A 2,695-nucleotide genomic window follows, 5' to 3' on the forward strand; every position below is an offset into this window, starting at 1 on the left:
CGAGAGGGTTGTCGAGGAGGTGAACCCGGCCCGGTCGCTTGGCCGTCACCCGCTCTTCCAGGTCCTCTTCGCCCTCCAGAACAACACCGACGGCGCCTTGCGGCTCGGTACGGCGGAGGCCACCCGGGAGCCGGTGATCACCGGTTCCGCGAAGTTCGATCTCCAGCTGGAGATGTTCGAGCGGCTGGACCCGGACGGTGTCCCCGCGGGGCTCACGGCCCGCTTCGAGTACGCCACCGATCTCTACGAGCGCTCCACCGTCGAACAGCTCGGCAGGCGCCTCGATGCCCTCTGCCGGACCGTGGCGGAGAACGCCGAACTCCCCGTGCACCAGCTCGACCTCGTCCTCCCCGAGGAACGCGAACAGGTCCTCGCCGGGTGGAACGACACGGCTGCCCCCTACCCGGACACGGCCACTCTGCCGCAGCTCTTCGCCGCGCAGGCCGCCCGTACTCCAGGGGCGACCGCCCTGCGGTACGGCGAGGCGACCACGACCTACGCCCAGCTCGATGCCTGGTCGGACCGGATCGCGCGCTCCCTCGTGGCTGCCGGAGCGCGGCGGGGGGAACGCGTCCTGGTACTGATGGAGCGGTCCGCCGGGCAGATCGCGGCGACGCTCGCGGTCCTCAAGGCCGGCGGTTGCTACGTACCGCTGCCCTCGGCCTTCCCCGTGGGCCGCAAACGGCTGGTGGCCGAGGACACCGGAGCGCGCCTGCTGCTGACCGACGCGGCCTGCGCGGCCGACCCCTTCGTCCTGGAACGGACGACCGGCGGACTGCCGGTGCTGCGGGTGGGCGCCCCGGAGACCGAGGACGCCGCGCTCCTCGACGCGCACGAGGGCGTGGACGGTACCGGTGGTGCCTCCACCGGTACCGACGGTGCTGGTATGAGTGGGCCGGCTTCGTTCGCGACGGTCCCCGCCGCGGCGGGATCGGAGGCGTACATCATGTACACCTCCGGCTCCACGGGCCGCCCGAAGGGGGTGGTCGTCAGCCACCGCAATGTGGTGTCACTGGCCACCGACCGGCAGTGGCGCGACGGTTCCCAGCAGCGGGTGCTCTTCCACTCCCCGTACGCCTTCGACGCCGCCACCTACGAGATGTGGGTGCCGCTGCTGCACGGCGGCGAGATCGTCGTGGCGCCCCCCGGCACGCTCGGCGCCGCGGAACTGGTGAAGGTTGTCGACGGGCAGGGGGTGACAGGCCTGTTCGTGACCGCCGCCCTGTTCACCCTGCTCACCGAGGTGCCGGACGCCGGGCTGACATCGGTGCGCGCGCTGTGGTCGGGCGGCGAGGCGGCGGCGCCCGAGGCGTTCCGCAGGCTGCTGCGGCGCTTTCCGTGGATCGCCCCCCACAACGTGTACGGCCCGACGGAGACGACGACCTTCGCCACCCACTTTCCCGTGGCCGAGGTCGACGGCCGGTCCGTGCCGATCGGCGCGGGGATGGACAACCACAGCGCGTACGTGCTCGACGGCCGGCTGAATCCGGTGCCGCGCGGCGTCGTCGGTGAGCTGTACCTCGGCGGTCACGGAGTGGCGCACGGCTATCTCGGGCGCTCGGGGCTGACCGCGGAGCGGTTCGTGGCCTGCCCCTTCGGGGCGCCGGGCGAGCGGATGTACCGCACCGGGGACCTGGTGCGCTGGCGTGCCGATGGTGCGCTGGAATTCGCGGGACGGGTTGACGACCAGGTGAAGATCCGCGGCCACCGGATCGAGCCGGGCGAGATCGAGACGGTGCTCGCGCGGCTGCCCGGGGTCGGGCACGCCGCCGTGGTGGTCCGGGAGGACCAGCCCGGCCACAAGCAACTCGTTGCGTACGTTGTGGGCGCCGACGGAGTGCCCGCCGACGCAGCCGCTTTGCGGGTTGCTGTGGCGGGGGTGTTGCCGGAGTACATGGTGCCCGCGGCGTTCGTGGTTCTGGACGCGTTGCCGTTGACGGGGAACGGGAAGCTGGACCGGAGGGCTTTGCCGGTTCCGGATTTCGCTGGGCTGTCGGCGGGTCGTGCGCCGCGCAGTGAGCGGGAGGCGGTGTTGTGCGGGTTGTTCGCGGATCTGCTGGGGCTGGCCTCGGTCACCATTGATGACGATTTCTTCGCGCTGGGCGGTCATTCGCTGCTGGCGACCCGGCTGCTGAGCCGGATACGGGGCACCTTCGGCGCCGAACTCCCGCTGCGTGCCGTGTTCGAGGCCCCGACCATCGCCGCGCTGGCCACCCGGCTCGACACCGCGGACGACCGCAGGCCCGTACTGACCCGGGCTGCCGAGCGGCCGGAAGAACCGCCGCTGTCTTTCGCCCAGCGGCGGCTGTGGCTGATCGACCGCATCGAGGGACCCGCCTCCACGTACAACGCGCCCGTGCTGATCCGGCTGACGGGTGCCGTCGACACGGAGGCGCTGGACCGCGCCCTGGTGGACGTGGTCACGCGGCACGAGACGCTGCGCACCACGTTCACCGAGGTGGACGGGGAACCGCGGCAGCGCGTCCGCCCCGTGCCGGACACCCTCCTCGACATCGTGCGCACGACACCGGCCGAGTGCGACCGGGCGATCACCGCCGTCGCGCGGGCGCCGTTCGATCTGGTGGCGGAGCCGCCGTTCCGGGCGGTGTTGTTCGTGGTGGGGCCGGGGGAGTGGACGTTGGCTCTGGTGGCTCATCACATCGTGAGTGATGGGTGGTCGGTCGGTCCGTTGCTG

General features: G+C 71.9%; 1 protein-coding gene. It reads left to right on the plus strand.

Features of this window, described 5'->3' with window-relative positions; all coding sequences use genetic code 11:
• Positions 1-2,695 (plus strand): amino acid adenylation domain-containing protein (locus tag ACIP4O_RS30510; protein ID WP_401579440.1); only part of this gene is annotated, 2,695 nt, incomplete at both ends.

It is taken from the genome of Streptomyces sp. NPDC088923 (assembly GCF_044749745.1).
GTDB lineage: Bacteria > Actinomycetota > Actinomycetes > Streptomycetales > Streptomycetaceae > Streptomyces.